This window comes from Symbiopectobacterium sp. (assembly GCF_047692315.1).
Lineage (GTDB): Bacteria > Pseudomonadota > Gammaproteobacteria > Enterobacterales > Enterobacteriaceae > Symbiopectobacterium.
In genome coordinates this window covers 1-22,673 of record NZ_JBLLJS010000017.1, presented here as the reverse complement: position 1 = coordinate 22,673, position 22,673 = coordinate 1, and the positions used below count along the sequence as shown (strand labels likewise).

16 protein-coding genes and 4 pseudogenes are annotated in these 22,673 nt (G+C 51.3%); 15 read left to right on the top strand and 5 right to left on the bottom strand.

Annotation, left to right across the window (positions count from 1 at the left end; translation table 11 throughout):
* Positions 1-114: 114 nt before the first annotated feature.
* The 3 genes and pseudogenes from menF to ACMZI0_RS08470 all read right to left on the bottom strand — a co-directional run bounded on the left by menF (position 115) and on the right by ACMZI0_RS08470 (position 2,353).
* A complete protein-coding gene (menF, locus tag ACMZI0_RS08480; protein ID WP_415672626.1) occupies positions 115-1,413 on the bottom strand; it encodes an isochorismate synthase MenF in 1,299 nt (432 codons plus the stop codon).
* Between the two features lie 398 nt (positions 1,414-1,811).
* Positions 1,812-2,078 carry a NadS family protein gene (nadS, locus tag ACMZI0_RS08475; RefSeq protein ID WP_415672649.1) on the bottom strand — a complete coding sequence of 89 codons (267 nt, stop codon included), beginning with the start codon at positions 2,076-2,078 and terminating at the stop codon, positions 1,812-1,814.
* Positions 2,079-2,096: 18 nt separating this feature from the next.
* A pseudogene (locus ACMZI0_RS08470) lies at positions 2,097-2,353 on the bottom strand (type II toxin-antitoxin system RelE/ParE family toxin).
* A 425-nt stretch (positions 2,354-2,778) separates the two neighbouring features.
* Between ACMZI0_RS08470 and rcsD the strand changes: the two are divergent.
* Genes rcsD through rcsB form a run of 3 tightly spaced genes read left to right on the top strand, consistent with a single transcriptional unit; the run spans position 2,779 to position 6,105 of the window.
* Entirely contained in the window at positions 2,779-4,482 is a 1,704-nt protein-coding gene (gene rcsD / locus ACMZI0_RS08465) for a phosphotransferase RcsD (protein WP_415672625.1), read from the top strand.
* Positions 4,454-5,443 (top strand): Hpt domain-containing protein, encoded by a 990-nt coding sequence (locus ACMZI0_RS08460; protein WP_415672624.1) that lies wholly within the window; start codon positions 4,454-4,456, stop codon positions 5,441-5,443. The genes rcsD and ACMZI0_RS08460 overlap by 29 nt, the downstream gene beginning before the upstream one ends.
* A gap of 8 nt (positions 5,444-5,451) precedes the next feature.
* Entirely contained in the window at positions 5,452-6,105 is a 654-nt protein-coding gene (rcsB, locus tag ACMZI0_RS08455) for a response regulator transcription factor RcsB (protein ID WP_415672623.1), read from the top strand.
* A gap of 58 nt (positions 6,106-6,163) precedes the next feature.
* On the opposite strand, the pseudogene rcsC reads toward rcsB, so the two are convergent.
* Both rcsC and gyrA read right to left on the bottom strand, forming a co-directional pair.
* Positions 6,164-9,039, bottom strand: a pseudogene (gene rcsC, locus ACMZI0_RS08450) (two-component system sensor histidine kinase RcsC).
* Between the two features lie 120 nt (positions 9,040-9,159).
* Positions 9,160-11,802 (bottom strand): DNA topoisomerase (ATP-hydrolyzing) subunit A, encoded by a 2,643-nt coding sequence (gene gyrA / locus ACMZI0_RS08445; protein ID WP_415672622.1) that lies wholly within the window; start codon positions 11,800-11,802, stop codon positions 9,160-9,162.
* A 223-nt stretch (positions 11,803-12,025) separates the two neighbouring features.
* Here gyrA and ubiG point away from each other — a divergent pair, with 223 nt between their 5' ends.
* The 12 genes and pseudogenes from ubiG (at position 12,026) to ACMZI0_RS08385 (ending at position 22,561) form a co-directional block, all read left to right on the top strand.
* A complete protein-coding gene (ubiG, locus tag ACMZI0_RS08440; RefSeq protein WP_415672621.1) occupies positions 12,026-12,751 on the top strand; it encodes a bifunctional 2-polyprenyl-6-hydroxyphenol methylase/3-demethylubiquinol 3-O-methyltransferase UbiG in 726 nt (241 codons plus the stop codon).
* A gap of 416 nt (positions 12,752-13,167) precedes the next feature.
* Entirely contained in the window at positions 13,168-15,453 is a 2,286-nt protein-coding gene (gene nrdA / locus ACMZI0_RS08435) for a class 1a ribonucleoside-diphosphate reductase subunit alpha (RefSeq protein WP_415672620.1), read from the top strand.
* 94 nt (positions 15,454-15,547) lie between these two features.
* Positions 15,548-16,678: a class Ia ribonucleoside-diphosphate reductase subunit beta gene (gene nrdB, locus ACMZI0_RS08430; protein ID WP_415672619.1), complete on the top strand. Its 1,131-nt coding sequence runs from the start codon at positions 15,548-15,550 to the stop codon at positions 16,676-16,678.
* A 4-nt stretch (positions 16,679-16,682) separates the two neighbouring features.
* Positions 16,683-16,943 (top strand): class I ribonucleotide reductase maintenance protein YfaE, encoded by a 261-nt coding sequence (gene yfaE, locus ACMZI0_RS08425; protein WP_415672618.1) that lies wholly within the window; start codon positions 16,683-16,685, stop codon positions 16,941-16,943.
* 323 nt (positions 16,944-17,266) lie between these two features.
* Positions 17,267-17,434: a DUF2931 family protein gene (locus ACMZI0_RS08420; protein ID WP_415672648.1), complete on the top strand. Its 168-nt coding sequence runs from the start codon at positions 17,267-17,269 to the stop codon at positions 17,432-17,434.
* Positions 17,435-17,571: 137 nt separating this feature from the next.
* Positions 17,572-17,808, top strand: a complete 237-nt coding sequence (locus ACMZI0_RS08415) for a tetratricopeptide repeat protein (protein WP_415672617.1) — start codon at positions 17,572-17,574, stop codon at positions 17,806-17,808.
* A gap of 653 nt (positions 17,809-18,461) precedes the next feature.
* Positions 18,462-18,701 carry a hypothetical protein gene (locus ACMZI0_RS08410; RefSeq protein ID WP_415672616.1) on the top strand — a complete coding sequence of 80 codons (240 nt, stop codon included), beginning with the start codon at positions 18,462-18,464 and terminating at the stop codon, positions 18,699-18,701.
* A gap of 85 nt (positions 18,702-18,786) precedes the next feature.
* Complete coding sequence (locus ACMZI0_RS08405; protein ID WP_415672615.1) at positions 18,787-20,127, top strand: methyl-accepting chemotaxis protein; 1,341 nt, start codon at positions 18,787-18,789, stop codon at positions 20,125-20,127.
* Between the two features lie 217 nt (positions 20,128-20,344).
* Positions 20,345-21,270: pseudogene (locus ACMZI0_RS08400) on the top strand (SPFH domain-containing protein).
* Positions 21,260-21,712, top strand: a pseudogene (locus ACMZI0_RS08395) (NfeD family protein). The pseudogenes ACMZI0_RS08400 and ACMZI0_RS08395 overlap by 11 nt, the downstream one beginning before the upstream one ends.
* A 116-nt stretch (positions 21,713-21,828) precedes the next feature.
* On the top strand, positions 21,829-22,356 hold the full coding sequence (locus ACMZI0_RS08390; RefSeq protein WP_415672614.1) for a TraB/GumN family protein: 528 nt from the start codon (positions 21,829-21,831) through the stop codon (positions 22,354-22,356).
* A gap of 64 nt (positions 22,357-22,420) precedes the next feature.
* Entirely contained in the window at positions 22,421-22,561 is a 141-nt protein-coding gene (locus ACMZI0_RS08385; RefSeq protein WP_415672613.1) for a hypothetical protein, read from the top strand.
* Positions 22,562-22,673 lie beyond the last annotated feature (112 nt).

Below are 22,673 nucleotides of genomic sequence, written 5' to 3'. Positions count from 1 at the left end.
ACTGCTCTGATTTCAGGATATGCCGCTTATTATATTTATATTTATATTTATATTTTTTTCATGAGGCTGACTTTGATATAAACCCGCACTCTGCACAACAAAGATAAAACAAAACTATGACACTTCTCTGGCGAACAGCGTCTTTAACCCGGCCGCTTTGTTATCCAGCTCCACCCATTCTTGCTCTGGATCAGATCCCGGCAAAATACCCGTACCTGCATAAAGGTTAATTTTTTCACCGTTAATCTCTGCCGAACGCAACGCAACGCAAAATTCCGCCTGCGCCAGTGAAAGATAACCGGCAGAACCGGCATACCAACCACGCGTGAAGGGCTCAACCTCATGAATAAACGCACGCGCCGCCTGCCGTGGCAGCCCCGCCACTGCGGCTGTCGGCTGCAAATCATTCAGGCAAGCGGCATCAGAAGCCTGATGCCGCTTGGCACGTATTGCCCTACGCAAATGTTGCACTTTCCGCAACCTTATCACTTCCGGGGGCATAACATCCAACGTGGAAGCGGCGTGCTGGAGACGCTGGCTGATATCTTCTACCACCAGTTGGTTTTCACACTGGTTTTTATTGTCGTTCATCAACCACTGCGCCAGAGTCTCCGCGGTGCGGTCATTGTCATCACTGGCGACCGTTCCAGCCAGAGCTTCCGTATTAAGCGTTTTTCCCTGACGCAAATAAAGGCGTTCAGGGCTCGATACCATAAATGCCTGCTCGGGGTTATGAGCCAGCATAAAGTGAAAACAGCGGTGGTTGGCCGTACGGCTGGCAGCCATCATGCTCGCAGCGCGCAATGGCTGCGACAACGTCAGCGTGGTACAGCGCGCTAACACCACTTTTTCCATATCACCAGCGGCGATACTCGCTAGCGCCTGTTCGAGCATTGCCACCCACCCTTTCCGCGAAGGTTGGTGATGCTCGGCGACAATGCGACTGGACAAGGGAGGAATAGGATGGGCTGGCAGCAGGAATTTGATAAACGCGGCGGCTTCATCCGCATCCGCCTGCAATGAAGTTTCACTGAACAGATTCACCTTGAGGCTGAGCTGATTGCTGTGACGCATGACTTCAACGCGGGGTAAAAAGAGATAGCCAGCGGAGTGCCCCCCTTCCTCCAAGGTTTGTTCAAATCCGTTGAGCCCCCAGATACGCACATCTGGCGCACTGTGATAATGCTGAAAAAAACGTTCGGCATCATTAATATGGCGAAAACCGCGCACAACGCCGCATACGGCAGCTTCTTCTGGCTCCTGCCGATGTTGCCAGTAAAACTGGGGATAAACGGGCTGCGTGGCCAACCAGGACAACAATGACGGCTCACTCTCTTCTGCCGCCGCGACATCCAATGCCGAAGAGACGACCAACTGTCGACTTCCCGGCATTGCTGGCTGTGGTTCACGCAATACCTGTTACATACGGCACAACAAGTGAGAAAGTTGTTTCACCATTACCCCGAAGTCCAAACTTAAAGCACGGGATTATACGGCAAAAACCAGATGATGTAAGACAGGCTTTGGTGCTATCCGCTGTCAAATCATTGTAAACAAGCACAACAACAAACTGGCACCGCACATCATCGGCATAATCGCACAATAATTAATCGCACCAATCGACAAAATCGGCGTGCTCAACGCGGTAAAATAGCGGGGCTATCATCATTTATTTCCCAATTTCCGATCCTTTTGCCGGTTTTTACCGGCTTTTTTTCGGCCTCGTGTCATTTCGGCACAGTCATGCGCTACCGCGGCATACAACGGGAATGGTCGCCAGGCAAGCTAACGAACAGAGACAGTGGAACGGTCTAATGCGCAGCCAGCGCGTAAAAGAAAGCGGGGTCAGCCTGAATGGTCGCCAGCACCTTTGCCGCAAGTCCTGTTGGATTGCGCCGTTTGGCTTCCCAACTTTTGATGGTATCGATGATGGTTCCCAGTGCCTTGGCCATTTCGCGCTGAGAGATATTTAATTGTTCTCTTATCGCCCGAACATCTGCAATATCATAATGAGTGACACGAGCGGGAGGCTTAACACTCTGTTTGATATCTACCGCCTCTTCCAGAGACGTTTTCAGTTCGTCGAAAAATGCATATCACACCTCATCTTTTAGTAATGCCGTTAATTTTTTTCAGCTCAGCTTTTTCCGCGTCAGTCAGACTGTCTTTCGTGCTTTTGGGGTAGGCCAGCACAAGATTAATAACCTCGACCGTTGCCAAAAAATCAATCACTCTGGCACCACCACTTTTCCCTTTAGTACCCACAGCCATTCTGATTTTTTCGCAATCCGCCCGTTTGCGGTATCAGGTCGCCTTTCTCTAGCGATTCGATAAACGCTATCCCATGACTCATGGAAAGGCTTCCAGCACACCATCACAGGTACTGTGTACACCAAAAAGTGTGCGGAGATTATGCACAGAGAGATCTATAACCTGATATGAACAACACAAAAGAAGCAGAGTTTTCATACCCAGCATGCCTATACGCCGGCGAATAACGCAGCAAAAAGGGTTAACTGTTCCGATTAATACCTGAAGTTACACCATTGCGTTAAGGAAGCTTCGATTCACTGAGGAAGTTATGATAAAAAGGGAGCCGGACAAAAGAGGAGGCAGTGTGTGGGACATGGCCACAGTGATGCATGAAGCGCGAAGCCAAATCGAGAACACGGATACCAAAGAAACCGCGCTGCGGGCGGGCTGTTTTTTTCTGTTGGTAGCTAATATTAATGCACTTCAATCTCTTATTTTACGCTCTGCCAAGTAGGAACTGTTGCCATGCCTGCTAGTCTGCTCCGCTATATTAGCCTGTTCACCCTTCTACTGCTGCTGACTACCGGCACACTGAGCTACAATATTGTGAACAGTTGGCTGGCAGAAAAGAAGTCTACGCTCAACACCATCGCCCTCGGGATGCAAAAACGCATCGACACCTACCGTTTTTTTACTTACCAAATCTATAGCAATCTGAACAGCGATGCCGCACCTGGCGTGGATGATAACGTTAGTGCCATCAGCCTGCTGCCGGATGTGTTCTATATGGAGAAAAACGGCCAGAAAACCGATGCGCTGATTTTTGGTCAGCACGACAAATCAACGCTGAGCGCCGTGCGCAAGATTTCACGCTACCTCGATATCCTGTGGGGCGCAGAGAGCGATATCTACTCCATGTATTACCTCAATGGGGTGGATAACAGCCTGAGCATGATTTCCACCCAGATATTGAAAGACATTTCCGCACAATTTCGCGGCAGCTACATCACCATCACCGCTATTGCCGAAGCCCGACGCACCGAGATGCTGCAACAGTCAAACGCGCTTGATGAGCGGGAGAGCTTCTCTCCTATCCGTAAACTGCGCTTCTACAATGACTACTATTTTACGCTGCGCACTACGTTCAACCAGCCAGGCCACCTGGCGACCATTATCGCCTTTGATTTGCCCATCAACGATCTCATCCCGCATACACTGTCGCGTGACAATTTTATTCTGCGCGCGGACACGGTGGGAACAAGCAGTGAGACCTTTACCAACAACGAAGAGACCACCCACGTCCAGTTAAACGGTTCACTGTTAGAGATTGCCGCACCGCTGGTTAACGCGCCAGTCAATATCGTTTATCAGCTACCTATCCGGCAATTTGCTGCCGATATGGCGCGTAATAATATTTGGTTGCTGTTACTGAATCTGGCATTGCTGGCGCTGACCCTCACCGGGTTCTATCTGTGGCGTCAGCCTAACCGCGATGCCCGTGACGATCCGTCCCCGCGTTTGCGTAAACAGCAGGCGCTCTATCAGGAGATCGTTAAACGCATTCCCATTGGCATTCTGGTTTATGATTTTTCAGCCAATCGGGTGGTCGTGCAAAACGCCATTGCCGAGCATCTGTTGCCTCACCTCAGTCTGGAAAAGATCGCAGCGATGGCGCGTGAGCATCAGGGTGTGGTTCAGGCAACCATCAACAATGAGATGTACGAGATTTTACAGTTCAGCCATCCGCAGATGCAGGAGTACAACCTGTTCCTGATTCGCGAGCAGGATAAAGAAATTCTGGTTAATAAAAAAATGCAATTGGCGCAACGGGAATATGACAAAAACGTACTGGCGCGCCAACGGCTGTTAACCAATCTGCGTCAGGAACTGCACGCTCCAATGCAGGCGTTACAGCAACATTTGCTGTCGTTAGCACAAGCAGCGGATGACGATATGCGCCAGAGTCTGTTGCGCAAAGCCTCGGATGAAACGGCGCAAACCCTTGCGCTGCTGGAAAATATTGCATTGCATGACCGGCTGGACAGTGACGCATGGCAGCCGGAAAAGATGCCGTTCTCCCCCCTTGCCATGATGGATGCGTTGCTGCTTGCCAACCTGCCGCGACTTGCCCAGAAAGGGCTGCAACTTTTTTCATCACTACCGTCTGGAGCCGCAACGCCTCTATATAGGCGACAGCGCCATGTTACAAAAGGTGCTGCTGTTACTTGACTACGCCATCACCAATACGGATTACGGCAAGATTACGCTGACGCTGGAAGCAGACGCAGAGCTGGCAGACACACCCCATATTCGGCTAAGCGATACCGGAACCCGCATGTCGGCAGCCGAGCTGGATAATCTGCGTCATCCGTGGTTAACGGTGCCGTCTGCGGATCGTTCCCGGCAAAATTCGGGGTTTGCGCTGTTCCTGTGCCATCAACTGGCGCGCAAGCTTGGCGGGGATCTGAGTATTTCCAGCAAGCAAGAGCTTGGCACACACTACCAGTTGACGTTCACGCTGCACGCTGGCGCCAATGACAGCGATGAAGAAGAAAAGCTGTTGGAAGGCATGACGATATTGTTAGATATCACCGCAAATGAAGTGCAGCACATCGTGCATCACCTGCTCTCCAGTTGGGGGGCAGAGTGTGTCAACGCCGATGAGCGCCAGATGCCGCAAGAGTTCGATCTGCGCATTACCGATGACACAGTGAAAATGGCGGACAATACGCTGCTGGTCAACGGAGAGGACACACAGGTGACTATGCTGGCGCCACGCCGTTTACGCACAAATTTTAATATCAGTCAGCTGTTGCAAGACGCATTGTTAACCTTGATTGAGCAACAATTGGAAGCGGCGACGCACGAGACTGTTCCGGCGGATATTCAGGACTACGCCCAGCAGTTAAAAGCCAGCGACTATTTTTCGCTGTTCGTTGAAACGGTACCCGACGACATTGTCAAACTGTATACTGATGCAGAAGCAGGCGACTTTTCAACGCTGGCACAAACGGCGCATCGACTTAAGGGTGTGTTTGCCATGCTAAACTTGCATCCTGGCAAACAATTGTGTGAACAACTTGAGCGGCATATTACCGAACAGGCGAGTATAGAAATTAAAAACGATCTTGATGAGATCAACGAACTTGTCCGTGTATTATTGCAGCCTAATGGCCAACAAGACGAGTAAATAAAACGATGAGTAATTTAAACGTAATTATCGCTGACGACCATCCGATTGTCCTTTTTGGCATTAAAAAATCGCTTGAACAAATTGAGTGGGTTAATGTGGTGGGCGAGTTTGAAGACTCGACATCACTTATCAATCATCTGCCTAAACTGGATGCCAACGTTTTAATTACCGATTTATCCATGCCAGGCGATAAATACGGTGACGGCATCACACTGATCAAATACATCAAACGCCATTTTCCCCATCTGGCGATCATTGTGCTGACCATGAATAATAACCCCGCCATTTTGAGTGCGGTGTTAAATCTTGATATCGAAGGCATTGTATTGAAGCAAGGGGCTCCGACTGATTTGCCCAAAGCGCTGACCGCCTCGCAAAAGGGCAAGAAATTTACGCCAGAGAGCGTTGCCAAGGTGCTGGAAAAAATCAGCGCCAGCGGTTACGGCGATAAACGCCTATCACCGAAAGAGAGTGAAGTGCTGCGGCTGTTTACCGAAGGTTTTCTGGTGACGGAAATTGCCAAAAAACTTAACCGTAGTATCAAGACCATCAGCAGCCAGAAAAAATCGGCCATGACCAAATTGGGCGTGGACAACGATATTGCTCTGTTGAAATACCTCTCTTCCATCAACGGTGCCGAACCGGGAGAGAGTGCATAAGCCTCCCATTCACGCATTACCCCGTCGTTCCTGCTGGCTCAGGAGCGACGGACACTACCTAGCAATCTTCCGTTGATTTTCCGCGCTGTTCGCGCACTTGCTGGCTGTACTGCGCCAAACTCTGTTGTAACACATCCAGCGTAACCGGTTTAGACAGACAATTATCCATCCCTGCTGCCAAACAACGCTGCCGTTCTTCGGCTAACGCGTTGGCCGTAACGCCAATCACGGGAGCTTCCCAGGACTGCGCGCGCAAGGTACGCGTCAGCGTATAGCCATCCATATTTGGCATGTTGACATCGGTCAGGACAATATCAGCAGTTTTCTTTGTCAGCGCATTCAACGCGTCTACGCCGTCATTGGCGGTAATAACCTGATAGCCCAGCGAACCCAGTTGATCGGCCAGTAAGCGGCGATTGATGGGATGATCGTCTACCACCAGAATCAATATGTCGCTATTTTCCACCAGATTGTACTGCGTTTGGGAAAGCGTACTTGGCATCGCCAAGGATTCTCCCTCACTGTCTTTAGTGCGACACAAGCGTTCCAGCAGCATGGGCAAATCCGGCAACCCGGCAGTGCTCATCACCCACTGCCCTTCCTCACTCTCTTGCGCACTGCCGATATGCGTACGGCTAAACAGGACACTCCAGCGTGACAGCAACGGCGTGTTCTGCGGGTGATCGCTGATAATAATGTCGTCTTCCTGAATCGGTTGCCCAGAATGACACGCCGCAGAGATGCCATATTGGCGCAACAAATTCAGTGCGTTGTGCTCAAGGCTGGCGTTACGAACCCGAAGCCAGCAAGTCTTCTGCCTGAGTACATCACTGACCGTCGGCACTTCGTAATGCGCCTGATAGAGCGGGATACGAATACCAAACTGGCTGCCCAATCCCGGCTCGGACGTCAGCGACATATCGCCATCCATCAGGTTCACCAACTTTTCACAGATAGCCAGCCCCAGCCCGGTTCCCTGGAAATGGCGCTGAACGCCGCTACCCGCCTGGAAAAAGGGATCGAACAACTTGATAGCCTCGCGGGGATGAATACCCACGCCGGTATCACGTACCCAAAATTCGAGGTACTCCTCGCTACAGCACACCTGAAAGATAATGCAGCCGGTATCAGTAAATTTAATCGCATTGCTCACCAGGTTGGAGAGCACCTGCTGCAAGCGTACCGGATCGCCAGACAGCGTGGCCGGTACCGAAGGATCGATAAAGCAGTAGAGCGTGAGGTTTTTTCTCACTACCAGCGGCAGATAATTGCTGGTAATGTGGCTGACTACTTCCTGCGGCGTAAAAATAGACGGTTCAATTTTAAGCTGTTCCGACTCTATCTTGGAGAAGTCGAGAATATCGCTGATGATTTTGAGCAGCAGCGCCGATGAATTCTGCATCGGCGCCACCAATCGGTTGGCATCTTTCGACAAAGTCTTGGTCTGGAGCAAATCCAGATTACCGATAATCCCGTACAGCGGGTACGCAGTTCATGACTCACCGTGGCCAAAAACATCGATTTCGACTGGCTCGCCTGTTCAGCGGCATTGGCCATCTCTTGCAGGGACTCTTCCATCTTCACGCGCGCACTCACATCGGAGAGCACGCAAATCGCCACATTTTCATTGCAGTAGCGCGAATGGACGAAGCTGATTTGCAGGTGATGATTTCTGCTGGTGACCACATCGACAAATTTTGATTGCTGTTCACAGATAATGCGCGTGATCTTGAGCCGATCTTCATAGGTCAACAAATTCATATAGTTATGCGCCATCTCGTTGCTGAGCAGATTGGTACCATCGCTGATGCGCAAAATAGAGATGCCCACCGGGGCTGATGCCACGATTTTACGGTTAAACTGCTCGTTCTCCTCCAACTGGAACGCATTGATTTGTGCCGGCAAGAACATCTTGCGTTCGAACGTCCAGGCCAGAATAAACAGCACCAGCGCCGAGAGCAGGTTTAACAGCCCGATGTTGATAATCAGCGAGTTCAGCTGCGATAACAGCACGCTGAACGGCATAAAATAGACAATATTGAAGGTAGTCGGCGGTAACGCTTTCTTGAGGATAATTTCGTCGTAGCCGTCCACATAACCAAAATAGGTGCGATCGTTCGGGTAGCTGGAACTCATCGAACCGTTGCGCTCTTTATCAGTAAATTGCAGCAACGGCTGATTAAATTGATCGAGCAATTTTGCACCGACAGTAAATTTGCCTGCGGCAACAAAATCATCCAGACGGATTGTTTGCTCAATACCCATCAGGGTTTCCAGATGATCCCCTTTATAAATCGGCGTAATGGCATAGAGATAACCGATGTCGGGATCGGAGGCGGGAGCGATCCAATACACGGTTTCATCTCGCCATTCTCCCTGCGTCGCATGCTTTTTATCGGCAAAGCGCTCTTGCAGATTCTGCAACAGGTTATCGCGATCCAGCGCCTGATTGCGAATGCCGAAATCCATCATGCATTGCCAGGCACCGTCGACAAAAAATACCCGGTTCAGATCGTATACGGTGGAGAAATTATCCTGCCAATCGGTAAAAAATGCGCTGACGGCATCCAACTGCCCTTTTTGGGTTGGTATATGGCCTGACAGTCCGCGCCTGACGTCAACGGATAGAGCGAAAGCAGCGGTGTACGCATCGTATTGGCGGCAGGCGGCGTGGCGTGTGCTGGGGATGTTTAAATGGCTGACGGCCACATAGCGTAATTCACGCACAATATCCGTCGTGCGACGAATATACTCCTGCGACTGATCGTAGCTCTGGTTATATTCCAGACGCAATTCAGCCTCTTTCTCGTTGAGCACCTTGCTGAAGTAGAAGATGGAAATCAGCGCCCCCAGCATCCATAACATCATCGCCAGCACCCTGAACAGGTAGCGGGAAATCTTCAGCGTCGTGTGGAATGAGGAGAGGTATTTCAAATTTAATCCATCAAGTTGATAAACAGTTGCGGGGGCATGGCTTGCCGATACAGTAACGAGAGCGCATAAAAAAGCCAGCATCTGACGTGCTGGCTTTTGTTTCATCAGCGTGCAGAACGATTACTCGTCGTCAGCAGCCACATCGTCATCGGTTTCAGCATCATCAATGCTGTCTTCTTCTTCCGCGACTTCACCCGGCGCAGTTGCCACGCTGTCGAGTTCTTCATCTTCAACCGGCTCGGCAACACGTTGCAGCCCCACCACGTTTTCTTCTTCCGCCGTACGGATAAGCGTAACGCCCTGGGTGTTTCGACCGACGATGCTGACCTCTGAGACACGGGTACGCACCAGCGTGCCAGCGTCCGTGATCATCATGATCTGATCCAGCTCATCCACCTGCACCGCACCGACAACCTTGCCGTTACGCTCGCTCACCTTGATGGAGATAACGCCTTTGGTTGCACGGGATTTGGTCGGGTATTCGCTCACCGCAGTACGCTTACCGAAACCGTTTTGCGTAACGGTGAGGATATCTCCTCCCTCGCCGCGCGGTACGATCAGAGAAACCACACGATCGTCATCCTGAAGATTGATGCCGCGCACACCGGTGGCGGTACGGCCCATGGCACGCACTGCCGCTTCGGAGAAGCGCACCACCTTGCCTTCAGCAGAGAACAGCATCACTTCGTTCTCACCGTCGGTCAAATCAACACCAATCAGTTCATCGCCCTCATTGAGGTTAACGGCGATGATCCCTTTCGAACGCGGATTGCTAAACTCGGTCAGAGCAGTTTTCTTCACCGTACCGCTGGCAGTCGCCATAAAGACATTCTTGCCTTCTTCGTATTCACGCACTGGCAGAATAGCGGTAATGCGTTCTTCCGGCTCAAGCGGCAACAGGTTGACGATAGGACGACCACGCGCGCCACAGCTCGCTTCCGGCAGTTGGTACACTTTCAGCCAGTAGAGACGACCACGGCTGGAGAAGCAAAGAATGGTGTCATGGGTGTTGGCCACCAACAGGCGATCAATAAAGTCTTCTTCTTTAATACGTGCCGCCGACTTGCCTTTGCCCCCACGGCGCTGAGCTTCATAGTCGCTCAGCGGTTGGTATTTGACATAGCCCTGATGCGAGAGCGTAACCACCACATCTTCCTGATTGATCAGGTCTTCAATATTGATGTCAGCACTGTTGGCCGTGATTTCGGTGCGGCGTTCATCGCTGTACTGCGCTTTGATGGCTTCCAGCTCTTCACGGATGACTTCCATCAAGCGCTCAGGGCTGGTCAGAATACGCAGCAGCTCGGCAATCTGTAACAACAGCTCTTTGTATTCATCCAGCAGTTTTTCATGTTCCAGACCGGTCAGCTTTTGCAACCGCAGATCCAGAATCGCCTGAGCCTGCTGCTCGGTCAGGTAGTATTTACCTTCACGAATGCCAAACTCCGGCTCCAGCCAGTCAGGACGCGCAGCATCGTTACCGGCGCGTTCCAACATCGCCGCGACGTTGCCCAGATCCCACGCACGGGCAATCAGCGCCGCCTTGGCTTCCGCCGGCGTCGGGGCATTACGAATCGCTTCAATGATCGGATCGATGTTTGCCAGCGCAACCGCCAGCCCTTCCAAAATGTGGGCACGCTCACGCGCTTTACGCAATTCAAAGATGGTTCTGCGCGTCACGACTTCACGACGATGACGCACAAAGGCGACCAGAATATCTTTGAGCGGCATGATCTTGGGCTGGCCCTGATGCAGTGCCACCATGTTGATGCCGAACGAGACCTGAAGCTGGGTCAGGGAGTAGAGGTTGTTCAGTACCACTTCCCCCACGGCATCGCGTTTGATTTCAATCACAATGCGCATGCCGTCTTTATCAGACTCATCGCGCAATGCGCTAATGCCTTCAACACGCTTTTCTTTCACCAGCTCGGCGATTTTTTCAATCAAACGCGCTTTGTTCACCTGATAGGGAATTTCGTGCACGATAATGGTTTCACGACCATTTTTGTCGTCTACTTCCACTTCGGCACGCGCGCGAATGTAAATCTTGCCGCGCCCGGTGCGGTACGCTTCTTCAATGCCGCGTCGGCCATTAATGATGGCCGCAGTCGGGAAATCCGGCCCTTTAATGTGCGTCATCAACCCTTCAAGGCTGATATTTTCATCTTCGATATACGCCTGGCAGCCGTCGATCACTTCCGTCAGGTTATGGGGCGGAATGTTGGTCGCCATCCCTACCGCAATACCGGAAGAACCGTTCACCAGCAAATTAGGGATACGCGTTGGCATCACATCGGGGATCTGTTCTGTGCCATCGTAGTTGGGCACAAAATCGACCGTCTCTTTTTCCAGATCCGACAGCAGCTCATGGGCGATTTTCGACATGCGAATTTCGGTATAACGCATGGCCGCCGCAGAGTCACCGTCTATTGACCCGAAGTTGCCCTGACCGTCGACCAACATGTAACGCAAGGAGAAGGGTTGCGCCATACGCACGATGGTTTCATACACGGCTGAATCACCGTGCGGGTGATATTTACCGATAACGTCACCGACCACACGGGCCGATTTTTTATAGGGTTTGTTCCAGTCATTCCCCAGCACGCTCATCGCGTACAGCACGCGCCGGTGTACAGGTTTCAAGCCGTCACGAACATCAGGCAAGGCACGCCCGACAATAACGGACATGGCATAGTCCAGATACGAGTTTTTCAACTCTTCTTCGATATTGACCGGTGTTATTTCTCTAGCAAGGTCGCTCATGGAGCCGCTATCCCTCCTATTTAATGCATCAACCCGAGTTCAAAAGGTGAAAAATGATAGCACAAAACCCACCTCACAGGGAAAATACGCGCACGATGAATGACGCTTTTCTTTCACTTGCCCCCTTTCCGCCAATCTATGCTGAAAAGGAGAATCGCTACTACATCCTGCCAACACCCGATATACTCGCCACAGATGAGAATAACAAAAGGTTGTATAACGCATGAACGCAGAAACACAGACGCAGAATGTCGATCATGATGAAATCGCCAAGTTTGAAGCCGTCGCTTCGCGCTGGTGGGATCTGGAAGGCGAGTTTAAACCGTTGCACCGTATCAACCCGCTGCGCCTTGGATACATCGCTCGTCGGGCCGATGGATTATTTGGCAAGCAGGTGCTGGATGTCGGCTGTGGCGGCGGCATTCTGGCGGAAAGCATGGCGCGCGAAGGGGCACTGGTCACGGGACTGGACATGGGTGCCGAGCCGTTACAGGTTGCCCGGCTACACGCACTGGAGAGCGGCGCCAGCGTGCAGTATGTACAGGAAACCGTGGAATCTCATGCAGCCGTCCACGCCGGGCGCTATGACGTGGTGACCTGCATGGAGATGCTGGAGCATGTGCCCGATCCGCAATCGGCGGTGCGCGCCTGTGCTGCACTGGTCAAACCCGGCGGACATGTGTTCTTCTCCACCATCAACCGCAATGCCAAAGCCTGGTTTTTGATGATTTTCGGCGCAGAATATGTGCTGAAAATGGTGCCGAAAGGCACGCATGACGCGAAGAAATTTATTCGTCCGGCGGAACTGCTGGACTGGGTGGATAATACCCCTCTGGCAGAACAACACATTACCGGTCTGCACTATAACCCGCTGCGCGATCGTTTTACGCTCGGCCCTAACGTTGATGTGAATTATATGCTGCACACGCAGCGTGACGCCGATAAGTAATGACTGGCAGGATTAGCCGGTGCTTTTTCAACGCAGATTGGCGACGAGATCGCCAATCTGCAATTATCAATTCAGACATGACCTTATACGCTGATCAAATTAAGAATTTTCTGTACGCGGAAAAAAGCGGCAACCGATCAATTTTTTATTTTTTTATCCCCATCCATTGACAAAACTTAAGGCCGCAACGCTACAGGCCTTTAGCCACTGTGTAACAATTCCTCCCCATGTTATCCACAATTTCCGTGTGTTTTGTTCACTTGCAATAGCCGAAAATTCTCACTATCTTGTTATCATTCTAAACCAAACCACTATATATAGTGTTTACTTCACACACAGCAGCACTAGTCTGTCGTGTGCGTTTTCGATTGGGAAAACGCTATTGCAGTGGGAAAAACGGATAGGTACCACACCACATGAACCAGAGCCCGCTAGTAACCAAACGCGATGGCAGCAAAGAACGCATCAATCTGGACAAGATTCACCGGGTGATTACCTGGGCAGCGGAAGGCCTGCATAATGTGTCAGTTTCTCAAGTAGAACTGCGCTCCCACATTCAGTTTTATGACGGCATCAAGACCGCCGATATTCATGAAACCATTATCAAAGCGGCTGCCGACCTGATTTCCCGTGACAGCCCGGATTATCAATACCTGGCCGCGCGTCTGGCGATTTTCCATCTGCGCAAGAAAGCATTCGGTCAGTTTGAACCGCCAGCGTTGTACGATCACGTCACCAAAATGGTGGAGCTCGGCAAATACGACACCCATTTGTTGCAGGACTATACGCCGGAAGAGTTCGCCCAGATGGACGCTTTCATCGATCACTGGCGCGACATGACTTTCTCTTATGCTGCGGTCAAGCAGTTGGAAGGGAAATATCTGGTGCAAAACCGCGTTACCGGTGACATCTACGAAAGCGCCCAGTTCCTGTATGTGCTGGTGGCCGCCTGCCTGTTCTCAGGCTATCCGCGCGAAACGCGTCTGGATTACGTTAAACGCTTCTATGACGCGATTTCTACCTTCAAGATTTCGCTGCCAACGCCGATTATGTCTGGCGTGCGTACCCCGACGCGTCAGTTCAGCTCCTGCGTGTTGATCGAATGTGGCGACAGCCTGGATTCCATTAACGCCACTTCCAGCGCCATTGTGAAATACGTCTCGCAGCGTGCCGGTATCGGCATTAACGCCGGGTGTATCCGTGCACTGGGCAGCCCGATTCGCGGTGGTGAAGCGTTCCATACCGGCTGTATTCCGTTCTACAAACATTTCCAGACCGCGGTGAAATCCTGCTCGCAAGGCGGCGTACGCGGTGGTGCGGCTACGCTGTTCTACCCGCTGTGGTATCTGGAAGTGGAAAGCCTGCTGGTGCTGAAGAACAACCGTGGCGTGGAAGGCAACCGCGTGCGCCATCTCGATTACGGCGTACAGTTGAACAAGTTGATGTACCAGCGTCTGGTCAAAGGGCAAAAAATTACCCTGTTCAGCCCGTCTGACGTGCCGGGCTTGTATGACGCCTTCTTCGCCGACCAGGACGAGTTCGAACGCCTGTATCAGCAGTATGAAAAAGATGACAGCATCCGCAAGAAATCCCTGAAAGCGGTCGATCTGTTCTCGCTGATGATGCAGGAGCGTGCCTCGACTGGCCGTATTTACATTCAGCACGTCGATCACTGCAACACCCATAGCCCGTTTGAGCCGACCATCGCGCCGGTGCGTCAGTCCAACCTGTGCCTGGAAATTGCGCTGCCGACGCATCCGCTGGAAGACGTTAACGACGAAAAAGGCGAGATCGCGCTCTGCACCCTCTCCGCCTTCAACCTTGGCGCATTGAACAGTCTGGACGATTTGGAAGATTTGGCGCGCCTGGCAGTGCGTGCGCTAGACGCCCTGCTGGACTATCAGGATTACCCGATTCTGGCCGCCAAACGCGGTGCCATGGGCCGCCGCACGCTCGGCATCGGCGTCATCAACTTCGCCTACTATCTGGCGAAGAACGGCGTGCGCTACTCCGACGGCAGCGCCAACAATCTGACGCACCGTACCTTTGAAGCCATTCAGTACTACCTGCTGAAAGCCTCAAACGAACTGGCGCGCGAACAGGGTGCTTGCCCGTGGTTTGACCAAACCACCTATGCACGTGGCGTGCTGCCTGTCGACACTTACAAGCGCGATCTGGACGGCATTTGCAACGAACCGTTGCATTACGATTGGGAAGCACTGCGCGACAGTATCAAAACTCACGGTCTGCGTAACTCCACGCTCTCCGCGTTGATGCCGTCGGAAACTTCATCACAAATTTCCAACGCCACCAACGGTATTGAGCCCCCGCGCGGGCACATCAGTATCAAGGCGTCAAAAGACGGCATTCTGCGCCAGGTGGTGCCGGATTATGAAACGCTGAAAGACGCCTACGAGTTACTGTGGGAAATGCCGAACAATGACGGCTATCTACAACTGGTAGGATTGATGCAGAAGTTTGTCGATCAGGCTATTTCTGCCAACACCAACTACGACCCGGCGCGTTTCCCGTCAGGAAAAGTGCCGATGAAACAGTTGCTGACCGATTTGCTTACCGCCTATAAGTTCGGGTTGAAAACACTGTATTATCAAAATACCCGAGACGGCGCGGAAGACGCCCAGGAAGATATCCTGGCCGAGGCGCAGGATGATGGCTGCGAAGGCGGCGCCTGCAAAATTTAAACCGCAGGGAAGCGCACCGCTTCCCACGTAGGGTATTTTACTTTTCAGGAGGCCGTCATCCACGCCTCCTGTCCCTTTTTGGAGATACAGCCCTATGGCTTATACCACCTTCTCACAGAATAAAAACGATCAGCTTCTGGAACCGATGTTCTTTGGTCAGTCCGTTAACGTGGCGCGTTACGATCAGCAAAAATATGAAATATTCGAGAAACTGATCGAAAAACAACTCTCCTTTTTCTGGCGCCCGGAAGAGGTGGATGTTTCACGCGATCGCATCGACTACCAGGCACTCCCAGAACATGAAAAGCACATCTTCATCAGCAATCTGAAATACCAAACGCTGCTGGATTCCATTCAGGGACGCAGCCCGAACGTCGCGCTGTTACCCCTGATCTCCATTCCTGAGTTGGAAACTTGGATAGAAACCTGGGCGTTTTCAGAAACCATTCATTCCCGTTCCTATACCCATATCATTCGCAATATCGTCAACGATCCGGCATTGGTGTTCGATGATATCGTCACCAATGAAGAGATTCTGAAACGCGCGAAAGATATCTCCGCTTTCTATGATGACCTGATAGAGCTGACCAGTTATTACCATCTGCTGGGGGAAGGCACTCATCAGGTGAATGGCAAAACGGTCACCGTCAACCTGCGTGCGTTAAAGAAACACCTCTATCTGTGCCTGATGAGCGTCAACGCGTTGGAAGCCATTCGCTTCTATGTCAGTTTCGCCTGCTCCTTCGCCTTTGCTGAACGCGAACTGATGGAAGGCAATGCCAAAATCATCAAGTTGATCGCCCGCGATGAGGCCCTGCACCTGACCGGCACACAGCATATGCTGAACCTGATGCGTTCCGGTCAGGACGATCCGGAAATGGCGCAAATCGCCGAAGAGTGCCAACAAGAATGTTATGACCTGTTTGTACTGGCGGCGCAGCAGGAAAAAGAGTGGGCGGAGTACCTGTTCCGCGACGGCTCGATGATTGGCCTGAATAAAGACATCCTGTGCCAGTATGTTGAATATATCACCAATATTCGCATGCAGGCGGTAGGGCTGCCGCTGCCGTTCCAAACGCGCACCAACCCAATCCCGTGGATTAACGCCTGGCTGGTCTCTGACAACGTGCAGGTTGCTCCGCAAGAAGTGGAAGTGAGCTCTTATCTGGTCGGCCAAATTGATTCTGAAATCAACGCCGACGATCTGAGTGACTTCCAGCTCTAAGCCGATGAGCATGTCGACCATAACACTGCGCGTCTCGGGCACGCAGCTTGCCAACAACGACAGCGCCACTTCGTTACTGGATGTGCTGGAGCAACACCGCGTGCCGGTTGAATATCAGTGCCGCTCGGGTTATTGCGGTGCTTGCCGTTTACGTTTGGTGAAAGGCCGTGTCGCCTATCGCCAAACGCCGCTTGCCTGTGTACAGCAAGATGAAATTTTGCCGTGCTGCTGCATGCCGGTGAATGATATTGAACTGGAGCTGTGAGCGTTCAAAATACCCGGTGCAATGTCAAGATGCGGGATACAGTCATGTTCATGACAAAATAAGGCGATCGCGCGGGTAAATAGTCTGCAACGTAGCGCATTACGGTGATAAACAGGCCTTCTGTAACCTCTGCATATACAGCCCTCTCCATGCGGTTACCCGCTCCCCCGAACAAATGCGCATTCTGCGCAACTTCTTGCTCAGCGTTGGCGTGGATATAGCCGCCTTAAATAAATTTCCTTTTAAAAAAACAAAATAAATATTGACATAGCAGTTACCGAAGAGTGACGCAGTAACCAAAACGGTTCAAATTCACCGTCGCGCTGAAATGGTATCGCATCAAGGTAGGTTCGCCTGCTGACTTAGCGCAACAGATACAACAGCGTAATCAGATTAACGGGCGAAGCGATCAGAGAAATTGGCTCTATTTTGGGTTGTCATCCAGAGGTTATTATGCGGTCCTATTAATGAGGGAGTTGAGCGGAAGATAATGCAGCTCAATATTCATCACGAATCACTGTGTGTACAATATTCTTAAGATGGAGTGTGCAGATGATATTCATTCGGGTACGAGTGCCCGTGGTTTCAACTGCCGAAAGTGATAAAAGTCCAGTAAATGGAGTTAAGGATGAATAGGTTTGTTGTGCTAGTAATAGCCTGCTTTTTGCTGCCGGCTTGCGATGACAATGTATCTGATGCCGTTTCGCAATATGAGCTGGGAAGCTCTTATGATGATGGTGGTACAAGAAACATTGATTATGAAAAAGCCAGATACTGGTATCAAAAATCTTCAGCGCAAGGAAATCTGGATGCCATGAGGGCTCTTGGCTTTATGCACGAAAAAGGTAAGGGAAATAGAGGTTAATTACACAAAAGCCATTGAAATATATACATAAGAATCCCCAAAAGGTGATTATCACTCTCACATCAATTTATGGTGGATGTACTCTGAAGGGCTTGGCGTGGAAAAAAACAGCCACGTTGCCGCTCAATGGTCTCAAAAAGCTGAGAAACTAGAAGCATTGGGAAAAGCGGACTAGGAAGTGTTGAAAATTCAGCGTCACACTAAAGTTGAATGTTACAGCCACTAAAAACTACCGTTGAAACGGCTGTTCTGCTTTCCTGCGTTCATGGGCACAACACCATTGAGTGGCTCAGTTTGTCTACCAACATACTTCACGCTGCGGGTGAGTTGACTTCCTTCGCCCCCCCCAGTCACTGACTTGTGTAGGCTCTTGGAGATTCGCTACGTTGCCGCCTGCCTGCGGCTCAAATTATTTAGGGTGTATACTATTTCATAATTATATTTATCAGGATGAATATAATAAATAGAAAGGGTTTATCTCACTCTTATTATTTAAACGTTTTTTTAGGATAAAAACGATCTAAATCCCCGCAGAATTTTACTTATATACTGGGTGAGCCTCCATCACCCTGTTGCGGCAGTATTTCCTGCCCGCGTTACCCAGCAGCGGAAAGAAGGACCACATTGTTATAATTCTTATAATAGGGAAGATAATGAAATTTTCAGATCTGAAAATCGCCACGCGCCTGGCGATCAGCTCTATCATCAGCCTGCTTATCCTGATTATTTTTGGTCTATTGGCCTTCGGCGGACTGGAAAGCTTCCATGAGCACATCGACTCCGTAGTGAAGAAAAATTACCCTACCGTGATGCTCTCCAACAATGTCATGAGCAGTTTAAATAACGTCTTTATTAACCAATCGGCTTTTTTTTGCACTGACCGCAGCGAATGATGAAAATAACATCAACAACACGGTTGAACAAATCAAAAAAGACCGCGGCGTCATCGTTAAACATATTACAACGCTCAGCAACTACGTGCAGGATGATGCCGAACTCACCGCCGCGTTAAATACCATCAAACAGGATTATGATACGTTTGCCAAGGCCAGCGATACCTTGCTAAATCTGGCGAAAAATCGTCAGGATATACGCCATCAGGAGCTTGAGGTGACCTGGCCGCTGGGCACAGCGCTCAAAAAAGATATCGCGCAGTTTATCAGTAAAGCGGAATACCGCATGTGGCAAGCGGATCAAACGGTCAACCAAAGTTATAACAGCATTCGTATTGTACTGCTGTGTATCGTTCTCGCTGGCATTGTTATCAGCCTGACGCTGTCATTCGTAACGGCACGCAGCGTTGTGCTACCGTTGCAGCAAGCCGTTTCACTGGCTGAGTCCGTCGCCAAAGGTGACCTGACGAAATCCATCTCGGTCCAGCGTAAAGACGAAACCGGCATCTTACTCAACGCCCTCAACAAAATGACCGCCAATCTCCAACATCTTGTCGGACAGCTGCGTGATGGCGCACACAGCATTGCTTCAGCCACGGCACAGATTGCAGCCGGGAATCTCGATCTGTCCGGGCGCACGGAAGAACAGGCCAGTTCTCTGGAACAGACCGCAGCTTCAATGAACCAACTGGCTGCTACTGTCAAAAACACCGCCGAGAATACCCAGCAGGCCAATACGCTGGTGAACGATGCCGCCGTGAAAATGAAAAACAGCGGCAGCAAAATGTCCGATGCTGCCAGCAAAATGCACGAAATCCGCGATTCAGCCAATCACATGGTAGAAATCATCGCGCTGATTGACGGCATTGCTTTCCAAACCAATATACTGGCACTCAATGCTGCCGTTGAAGCGGCCCGTGCGGGTGAACAAGGTCGCGGCTTTGCCGTGGTCGCCAGCGAAGTGCGCAATCTGGCGCAACGCAGCGCCGCAGCGGCAAAAGAGATCAAAGTACTGATCGACGATGCCGCGCACACCACACAAGAAGGGATGGAACTGGTGGAAGGTGCCGAGTCATCAATGAAGAACCTGAGCGCCAACGCCTCGCATATGAGCAGCATTATGTCGGAAATAGCACACTCCAGCCGGGAACAAAGTGTAGGTATCGATCAGGTGAATATTGGTGTTGGGCAACTTGATGCACCAACACAACAAAATGCGTCACTGGTCGAAGAGGTTTCTGCCGCCGCACAGTCTTTGCAAAATCAGGCACAGCGCTTGGCGGACGCGGTCGCCGTCTTTGTCATTACGCCAGCCACGTCAACGGCAGCATCCACACCCGCAGCACCCGCGCAAACACCGCTGCTTGCCGTTACAGGCCGCATTTCCACAACCGCTGACGCAAACGACAACTGGACAACATTTTAAAGCCAACGTGCCACAGGGGCGTTTTCACGCCCCTTCCCTTGACTCACGTCTCGTTTTTGCTATTTTCAGACAATGCGCCAATGACAACGCGCGTTTACCCCCGTGAAAAGATAGGCTTTATGCGGCGACGGCGCTAAAATGACCTCATCAGGATGAAGAAAAATACACTTTTATTTCAGTGAATTATTTTTAAAAACAACCTTTGGAGGTGAAAACCATGCTTAGCGTCATTCCCGTATTGATATTTGTCACACTGGTTATTATTGTATGGTCAGGGATCAAGATTGTGCCGCAGGGCTATCAGTGGACCGTTGAACGCTTTGGCCGCTACACCAAGACGCTGATGCCAGGGTTGAACCTGGTGGTGCCGTTCATGGATCGTATCGGTCGTAAAATCAATATGATGGAACGGGCACTTGAAATTCCTTCCCAGGAAGTGATTTCCAAAGACAACGCCAACGTCACGATTGATACCATCTGTTTTATTCAGGTGGTAGAAGCCGCACGCGCCGCCTATGAAGTCAGCTCACTCGAGTTGGCGATCAAAAACCTCACCATGACCAACATCCGTACCGTGCTGGGTTCCATGGAACTGGATGAAATGCTGTCGCAGCGTGACAGCATTAACACCCGCTTGCTGCATATTGTCGACGAAGCGACCGGCCTATGGGGCGTGAAGATTACCCGTCTTGAAATCCGTGATGTACGCCCGCCTGCTGAGCTGATTGCCTCGATGAACGCTCAGATGAAAGCCGAACGAACCAAACGAGCCGACATTCTCGAAGCCGAAGGGGTCCGTCAGGCAGCCATACTGAAAGCCGAAGGGGAAAAACAGTCACAAATTCTGAAGGCTGAAGGGGAAAGAAATCTGCGTTTCTGGAAGCCGAGGCGCGTGAAAGGGCCGCAGAAGCTGAAGCACGCGCGACCCAAATGGTCTCTGATGCCATTGCCTCGGGTAATATTCAGGCCATCAACTACTGCGTGGCACAGAAATATACCGACGCATTGAAAAAGATTGGTTCTGCCGACAACAGCAAAGTTGTCATGATGCCTCTGGATGCCAGCAATCTGATGGGGGCTATCGGTGGTATCGCCGAGTTGATTAAAGATAGCGGAAGCGCCCGGGGCCAGAATGGACGTTGAACTGCTGGCTGAAAATGCCCACTGGGTGTTGCTCTCGCTTGGCGGCTTGCTGCTGGCGGCCGAGATGCTGGGGGCCAGCGGTTACTTGCTGTGGAGCGGCGTGTCTGCCGTCATCATCGGTTTGTTAACCTGGGTATTACCGCTGCCGTGGCAGGGCGCGCTGTTTGCCGTGCTGACCATCATCACTGCGCTACTGTGGTGGTACTGGCTACGTAGTCGCTCGTGCCGGGTCACGGATGCCACGCTGTTGAACCAGCGCAGTCGGCAACTGATTGGGGTTCGCGCTACTGTCACCGAAGCGGTTGAATAGGGTGTAGGCCGAGCCAGAATCGGCGACAGCACCTGGCGAATCAAGGCTGATGAAGCGCTGTCTGTCGGCACGACGGTAGAAGTGATTGCTGTTGATGGCATCACGCTACACGTCCGCGCCCTCAGGGTTTAACGTCTCTTCCCTACTATCCCCGACCATCACCGGTTGGGGATTTTTTATCCTTATGGAAGTATCCTCGCGTAGCATAAGCGGTTAGCATGAACGTTTGTAGTTGATGGAGATAAATCATGACGTTACTGCGCCAACTGGCCGCCTGGTTGGGATTCATTTCCCCGGTTGCCTATGCCTACCCCGCAATGGATGTTTCCCTGACACAGGGTGGACGTCTGCATTTGGTAGGCAGTATCCATATGGGCAGCGAAGCCATGTCTCCGTTACCGGAAATATTGTTGCAACAATTGCAGCAGTCTGCTGCGCTGGTTGTCGAAGCCGATATTTCCGATATGGGTTCACCGTTGCAGGAAGAGTATGAGCCACGCCCGCTGGCAGAACGCTTGGATCCAGAACGCTATCAGCAATTCCAGCAACACTGTGATGCACTGGCGCTCAGCGTGAACCGCTTTGATCATCTCCCGGCCTGGCACGCGGCGCTGACGCTTCAGGCAATGCAGGCGCAATCTCTCGGCTTACGCCCTCAATATGGCATTGATTACCAATTGATTCAGGCGGCCAAAGCCGCAAACATTCCGGTTATTGAGCTTGAAGGTCAGCAGGAACAGCTCGCCTGCTGCGACAATTACCGCTCGGAGGTGTAGCATTGCTGGAAGATACGCTGGATCACTGGCACGTTAATGCGCGTCTGCGCGTCTGCTTCAGGTAATGATTGGCTGGTGGCTGGAGGGGCCGCCGGAAAAATCCACTACCGCTATTCCGGCTACGTTCAGCCACGCCCTGTCAGAGGTATTGATGCACCAGCGCAATGTCCGCTGGCGCGATCGATGCAGTAACCTTTCTCGGTAACAGTCAGGGAAACGATGTTGACTGTGGGGGAGTGATCATTTTTACATAGTTAAGGGAGAGAGCTTGGGATAGCGCGACGCCTTTAATGGCGCGGCTTTGATGGGATTTCAGG

Excerpts from the sequence above, each read along its gene's own strand:
- rcsD (WP_415672625.1), top strand. The coding sequence starts at position 2,779 with ATGCCTGCTAGTCTGCTCCGCTATATTAGCCTGTTCACCCTTCTACTG.
- ACMZI0_RS08460 (WP_415672624.1), top strand. The coding sequence starts at position 4,454 with ATGTTACAAAAGGTGCTGCTGTTACTTGACTACGCCATCACCAATACG.
- rcsB (WP_415672623.1), top strand. The coding sequence starts at position 5,452 with ATGAGTAATTTAAACGTAATTATCGCTGACGACCATCCGATTGTCCTT.
- gyrA (WP_415672622.1), bottom strand. The coding sequence starts at position 11,802 with ATGAGCGACCTTGCTAGAGAAATAACACCGGTCAATATCGAAGAAGAG.
- ubiG (WP_415672621.1), top strand. The coding sequence starts at position 12,026 with ATGAACGCAGAAACACAGACGCAGAATGTCGATCATGATGAAATCGCC.
- nrdA (WP_415672620.1), top strand. The coding sequence starts at position 13,168 with ATGAACCAGAGCCCGCTAGTAACCAAACGCGATGGCAGCAAAGAACGC.
- nrdB (WP_415672619.1), top strand. The coding sequence starts at position 15,548 with ATGGCTTATACCACCTTCTCACAGAATAAAAACGATCAGCTTCTGGAA.
- yfaE (WP_415672618.1), top strand. The coding sequence starts at position 16,683 with ATGAGCATGTCGACCATAACACTGCGCGTCTCGGGCACGCAGCTTGCC.
- ACMZI0_RS08415 (WP_415672617.1), top strand. The coding sequence starts at position 17,572 with ATGAATAGGTTTGTTGTGCTAGTAATAGCCTGCTTTTTGCTGCCGGCT.
- ACMZI0_RS08410 (WP_415672616.1), top strand. The coding sequence starts at position 18,462 with ATGAAATTTTCAGATCTGAAAATCGCCACGCGCCTGGCGATCAGCTCT.
- ACMZI0_RS08390 (WP_415672614.1), top strand. The coding sequence starts at position 21,829 with ATGACGTTACTGCGCCAACTGGCCGCCTGGTTGGGATTCATTTCCCCG.
- ACMZI0_RS08385 (WP_415672613.1), top strand. The coding sequence starts at position 22,421 with ATGATTGGCTGGTGGCTGGAGGGGCCGCCGGAAAAATCCACTACCGCT.